The organism is Treponema sp. R80B11-R83G3, assembly GCF_054786115.1.
Window position 1 is genome coordinate 1 of record NZ_BDHF01000314.1, and the last position, 861, is coordinate 861.

Annotated in this window: 1 protein-coding gene and 1 pseudogene; both read left to right on the forward strand. The window is 42.4% G+C overall.

What is annotated here, in order from left to right:
- The coding region (locus ACYVRH_RS13555; protein WP_461257421.1) for a PDDEXK nuclease domain-containing protein at window positions 1–241 on the forward strand (241 nt) is incomplete at its 5' end.
- Window positions 234–861: pseudogene (locus tag ACYVRH_RS13560) on the forward strand (hypothetical protein); the annotation flags it as partial. The gene ACYVRH_RS13555 and the pseudogene ACYVRH_RS13560, both read left to right, overlap by 8 nt.

The following is an 861-nucleotide window of genomic DNA, read 5'->3' on the forward strand; positions in this document are numbered from 1 at the left end:
TTTCTATGTCCGCTATTTTGATGATAAAATCAAACTTCCCGAAGACAACCCAACATTGGGCATTATTCTATGCGCCGATAAAAATGAGTCAATGGCAAAATACTCTGTTCTTTCCGATAAAGACAATCTCTTTGCCTCAAAATATATGGATTATCTTCCCACGGAAGAAGAACTGAAACGGGAACTGGAACACGAGCGGGCTATTATTGAAAGCAAGCTGAAGGAAGACGATAATGGCTAAAATCATTGACCAGTTGATAATAAACTCTCCCTACGAAGAACCAAAAGAGTATTGGGATTACAATGAAAACAGCCAGTCATTTGACCGTAAATCAGGCAGACGTTCCGCAGGGTATTATATTGCAAATCAGGGAAGCAACCAGTTTAACGAAAAAGGCAATTTTATACCCTTGCCCCTAGTCAACGAAATACGCAAGCGGGTAAAAGCATGGAAGACAAATAATTACCCCGGCATTACAAGCGTTACACGAAAACTAATTGAACACTGGTACGCAAAGGAAGTCCGTAAATACGCTTTTTTCTTTTGCCAACTGGACGCTATCGAAACCGTCATCTGGCTTGCCGAAGCTCCTGAAACCGAAAAAAACGGGCTTGACATACAGGGAGACGGAGGCGATTTTAAGCGTCTTTGTACAAAACTCTGCACGGGCGGCGGAAAAACCACCGTCATGGCAATGCTCATAGCTTGGCAAATCTGTAACAAAGTTTCATATCCGCAAGACAAAAGGTTTTCTAAAAATGTTTTTATAGTTGCCCCTGGAATAACCGTAAGAGACCGGTTAAAAGTATTGCTCCCCGGCGGAGGGGCGAATTATTACATTGATTTTAACGTCGTCCCCG